Origin of the sequence: Kitasatospora sp. NPDC091257 (assembly GCF_044757675.1) — a bacterium.
Taxonomy (GTDB): domain Bacteria; phylum Actinomycetota; class Actinomycetes; order Streptomycetales; family Streptomycetaceae; genus Kitasatospora; species Kitasatospora lactacystinica.
Genome location: NZ_JBIVVI010000684.1, coordinates 1 through 5,025, shown reverse-complemented (window position 1 = coordinate 5,025; position 5,025 = coordinate 1). Strand labels below are relative to the sequence as shown.

Sequence of the window (5,025 nt, the reverse complement as noted above, 5' to 3'; positions counted from 1 at the left end):
CGGGGGTCGCCCGGGTTCCGGGGGTTCCCGCGGTGTCGTCGGTGTCGTCCGTTCCGGGAGTGGCCCGGGTTCCGGCGGTGCCGTCGGTTCCGGCGGTGCCGGGAGCGCCGTCGGTGGGAGTGCCGTCGGCGGCCCGCTGCCCGGTCGCCCGCCCGGGCTTCGCCGGGGACGCCGGTTCATCGGATGCCGGTTCGGGGGCGGAGTGCCGGTCGGCGGAGCCGGCCTCGGGGTCGGTGATCAGGGCCCGGTACTGGGGACATCGGGCTTCGAGTTCCTCGTGCGTTCCGAGGTCCAGCAGCCGGCCGCGCTCCAGGACGGCGATCCGGTCGGCGAGCTGGAGGGTCGACCGGCGGTGGGCGATCAGCAGCGTGGTGCGGCCGGTCATCACCGAGCGCAGCGCGTCGTGGATCTCCGCCTCGATCTGCGGGTCCACCGCCGAGGTGGCGTCGTCCAGCAGCAGGATCCGGGGGTCGGTGAGGATCGCCCGGGCCAGTGCGATGCGCTGGCGCTGGCCGCCGGAGAGGGTCAGGCCCTGCTCGCCGACCTTGGTGTCGTAGCCGTCCGGCAGCGCGCGGACGAACTCGTCGGCCTGGGCGGCGCGGGCTGCGGCGACCACCTGTTCGTCCGTCGCGTCCGGACGGCCGTAGGCGATGTTGGTGCGGACCGACTCGGAGAAGAGGAAGCTCTCCTCGGGGACGATGCCGACCGTCGCGCGGACCGAGTCCAGGGTGAGGTCGCGCAGGTCGTGGCCGTACAGGCGGACGGTACCGGAGGCGGGGTCGTAGAAGCGGGGCACCAGCTGGGCCACCGTCGACTTGCCGGACCCGGAGGCGCCGACCAGGGCGAGGGTCTCGCCGGGGGCCAGCTTCAGGCTGAGGCCGTGCAGGACGGGGGCGGGGTGCTCGGGGTCGTAGCGGAACTCGACCCGGTCGAATTCCAGGGCGACGTCGGGGGTCCGCGGGCCGACGGGGGCGGCAGCGAGGGCGTTGGCGGCAGCGTCGGCGGGGGTGCCGATCGCCGAGGCGCCGGCCGGGGAGCCACCGTGCGCGAGGTCCAGGGTGCGGGCGTCCGGGCGCTCCTGGACCAGCGGGCGCTCGTCGATCAGCTGCAGGACCCGCTCGACGCCGGCCCGGGCCTGCTGGCCGACGGTGATGACCATGGTCATCATCCGCACCGGGCCGGTCATCTGGGCGACGTAGGTGGAGAAGGCGACGAAGGTCCCCAGCGTGACCCGGCCGTCGACGGCCAGCCAGCCGCCGAAGGCGAGGACGCCGACCTGGGCGAGCGCCGGGATCGCCTGCATCGCCGGGTTGTACCGGGCGTTCAGCCGGATCGACCGGAGCCGGGCCGCGAAGAGGTTGTGGGAGGCCTCCTCCAGCTTGTCGAGCTCCTGCGCCTCCTGTCCGAAGCCCTTGACCACGCGGACCCCGCCGATCGCGCCGTCCACCACGCCCGCGACGGCGGCCGCCTCCTGCTGGGCGGCCCAGGTCGCGGGGAAGAGGCGCTTGCGGCTGAGCACCGAGACCCACCACAGCGCGGGGGCCATGACCAGGGCGACCAGGGTGAGCGGCGGGGACAGCCAGACCATCACGGCCAGCGACATGACGAACATCAGCAGGTAGCCGGTCATCATCGGCAGCATCGAGAGCAGGCCGTTGACCAGCTGGAGGTCGGAGGTCGCCCGCCCGATCACCTGACCGGTGTCCAGCCGGTCCTGGCGGTGGCCGTCGAGCCGGCCGAGCGAGCGGAACAGGTCGCTGCGCATGTCGTGCTGGACGTCGACGGCGAGCTGGCCGCCGTAGTAGCGGCGGACCTGGGTGCAGCCGAAGACCACGAGGGCGGCGAGCAGCAGCACCACCGCCCAGGGGGCCAGCGAACGGGTGTGGGCGATGATGACGTCGTCGATGATCAGCTTGGTGACCAGCGGCACCAGCGCGGTGACGGCCATGCCGAGGAGCGAGGCGCCGAACGCGAGCAGCAGGCTGCGCCGGGACCGCCAGCTGTAGCCGACCAGACGGCGCAGCCAGCCGGCCGCCTCGGCGCCTTGGGCGGCCGCCGCGGCCGGGCCGGTGTTCCCGGCGGCGGTCTGCGGGCTGTCGGCGGGAGCCTCCGGGGTCGGGCCGGGGGCCGGGGGGCCGCTCGGGGATTGCTCCACCGTGGATCCGTGAGTCTCAGGCATATTTAGGGATGCTAACCATTTCGTCGGGTGGCCGCCATGGCGTTTCCGAGCCGGAGGGGTTCGGGGCCGGCCGGGGGGAGCCCCGATCATCCGGCCCGGCGGACTGGCCAACAGCCGACGGCCTGCGGTGATTCCCGGACGGACACTCGAACGGCCCACTCCCCCGGCCGTCTCCAGGATCGCCGACGACCCCTCGCGCGCCCAGCGGCCGGGGACGGGTCGGGCGTCACCCTTTGGGACCAGGCCTCCGGACGGACTGCCGCCGAGCGCCTCAAACGCCCGCGGACGCCGAACCGTCGGCGGGGACGCCCGCCGATTCCGCGGCCGCCGCGAACGCGCCGTGGGCGAGGGCGTGGAGCAGGGCGGCCATGCCGTCGCGCTGGAGGGCGACGCGCTCGCCGTGGTCGGGGTTCGGGCCGAGGCTGTGCGGGGTCGAGTTGATCAGGCCGAAGACGGCGTGCACGGCGGCCCGCGCCACCGGCTCGGCGGCGGGGCCGGCCAGCGGCGGGTAGGCCTGCCGGACCACGTCCACCCACAGCTCGACGTAGCCGCGCTGGAGCCGGCGGACGGTGCGCCGGTCCTCCTCCTTGAGGTTCAGCAGCTCCCGGTCGTGCAGGGTGATCAGGTCCCGGTCGTCCAGGGCGAAGTGGACGTGGCCGCTGATCAGCGCGTCCAGCGCGGCGGCCGGGCCTTCGCCGCCACCGGCCCGGCGGCGCCCCTCGTCCAGCAGGCGCTCGCTGATGCCGATCAGCAGGTCCGCGAGCATCGCGTCCTTGCCGGCGAAGTGGCGGTAGAGCCCGGGGCCGCTGATCCCGACCGCCTTGCCGATCTCGTCCACCCCCACGCCGAGGAAGCCCCGGGCCGCGAACAGCCTCGCGGCCTCCCGGCGGATCTGGTCGCGGCGGGGGAGCGCGGAGGCGGCGGGGACGTTCGGCATGCCGTCCATCGTAGACAGTCGGGTTATCGGCCGTTAACCTGGGCGCGTAAGTTAACGTTAATTAACGTGCGCGATCACGGGCGGACGCACCCGGCTGCCCACCTGGTGCCGAGGGCAAGGGAGCTCTTGGGAATGGTCATCTCAACTGCCGGAACATCCACCGGCTTCCGGCTCGGCGCAGCGGCCGGCACTGCCGCGCCCGGCGCCGCACCGTCCGCGGCCGCCGCACCGGCGCCCCGGCTCGGCAGCTCCGTCGACCCGGCCTCCGAGGCCTACCGCGCGAACACCGAAGCGCACCGGGCCCTGGTCGCCGAGCTGCGCGCGAAGCTCGACGCGGCCGCCCTGGGCGGCGGTGCCAAGGCCCGCGCCCGGCACACCTCCCGCGGAAAGCTGCTGCCCCGCGACCGGGTGGACACCCTGCTCGATCCGGCCTCCCCCTTCCTGGAGCTGGCCCCGCTGGCCGCCGACGGGATGTACGACGGCGCGGCGCCCGCGGCCGGGGTGATCGCCGGCATCGGCCGGGTCGCCGGACGCGAGGTGGTGGTGGTCGCCAACGACGCCACCGTCAAGGGCGGCACCTACTACCCGATGACGGTGAAGAAGCACCTGCGCGCCCAGGAGGTCGCGCTGGAGAACCGGCTGCCCTGCGTCTACCTCGTGGACTCCGGCGGCGCCTTCCTCCCGATGCAGGACGAGGTCTTCCCGGACCGGGACCACTTCGGCCGGATCTTCTACAACCAGGCCAGGCTCTCCGCCGCGGGCATCCCGCAGATCGCCGCGGTGCTCGGCTCGTGCACGGCCGGTGGCGCGTACGTCCCGGCGATGAGCGACCAGGCCGTGATCGTCCGCAACCAGGGCACGATCTTCCTGGGCGGCCCGCCGCTGGTGAAGGCCGCCACCGGTGAGGTGGTCACCGCCGAGGAGCTGGGCGGCGGCGAGCTGCACTCCCGCACCTCGGGCGTGACGGACCACCTGGCCGAGGACGACGCCCACGCCCTCTCCATCGTCCGCACGATCGTCGCCGGGCTCGGCCCGCGCGAGGCCAGGCCGTGGCCGCTCACCCCGGTCGAGCCGCCCGCCGTCGACCCGGCGGGCCTGTACGGCGCCGTGCCGGTCGACCCGCGCACGCCCTACGACGTGCGCGAGGTGATCGCCCGCCTGGTGGACGGCAGCCGGTTCGCCGAGTTCAAGGCGGAGTACGGCGCCACCCTGGTCACCGGCTTCGCCCGGATCCACGGCCACCCGGTCGGCATCGTCGCCAACAACGGCGTGCTGTTCTCCGAGTCGGCCGTCAAGGGCGCCCACTTCATCGAGCTGTGCGACCAGCGCGGCATCCCCCTCCTCTTCCTCCAGAACATCACCGGGTTCATGGTCGGCCGGCAGTACGAGGCGGGCGGCATCGCCAAGCACGGCGCCAAGATGGTCAACGCCGTCGCCTGCACCCGCGTCCCGAAGCTGACCGTGGTGGTCGGCGGCTCGTACGGGGCCGGCAACTACTCGATGTGCGGCCGGGCCTACTCACCTCGCTTCCTGTGGATGTGGCCGGGCGCCAAGATCTCCGTGATGGGCGGCGAGCAGGCGGCCTCCGTCCTCGCCACCGTCCGCCGCGACCAGCTGGAGGCGCGCGGCGAGCAGTGGCCGGCCGAGGCGGAGGAGGAGTTCAAGCGCCCCGTCCGCGAGCAGTACGAGCGCCAGGGCAACGCCTACTACGCCACCGCCCGACTCTGGGACGACGGTGTGATCGACCCGATGGACACCCGCACCGTCGTCGGTCTCGCGCTCACCGCCTGCGCCAACGCCCCGCTGGCACCGCCCGCTCCGTACGGCGTCTTCCGCATGTGATCCCGCCTCGTGTCACCCCTGCGTCCGTGACCCCTCCCTTCCGGGTGTGACTCCCCGCGGCGCCGGC

General features: G+C 74.0%; 3 protein-coding genes. 1 reads left to right on the top strand and 2 read right to left on the bottom strand.

The window, feature by feature from the left end; all coding sequences use genetic code 11:
- Together ACIQOV_RS27235 and ACIQOV_RS27230 are read right to left on the bottom strand one after the other, a co-directional pair.
- On the bottom strand, positions 1–2,179 hold a 2,179-nt coding region (locus tag ACIQOV_RS27235), incomplete at its 3' end, for an ABC transporter ATP-binding protein (RefSeq protein ID WP_401052859.1).
- Between the two features lie 271 nt (positions 2,180–2,450).
- Positions 2,451–3,116 (bottom strand): TetR/AcrR family transcriptional regulator, encoded by a 666-nt coding sequence (locus tag ACIQOV_RS27230; protein WP_401052856.1) that lies wholly within the window; start codon positions 3,114–3,116, stop codon positions 2,451–2,453.
- 132 nt (positions 3,117–3,248) lie between these two features.
- Here ACIQOV_RS27230 and ACIQOV_RS27225 point away from each other — a divergent pair, with 132 nt between their 5' ends.
- Entirely contained in the window at positions 3,249–4,958 is a 1,710-nt protein-coding gene (locus tag ACIQOV_RS27225; protein WP_401052854.1) for a carboxyl transferase domain-containing protein, read from the top strand.
- Positions 4,959–5,025 lie beyond the last annotated feature (67 nt).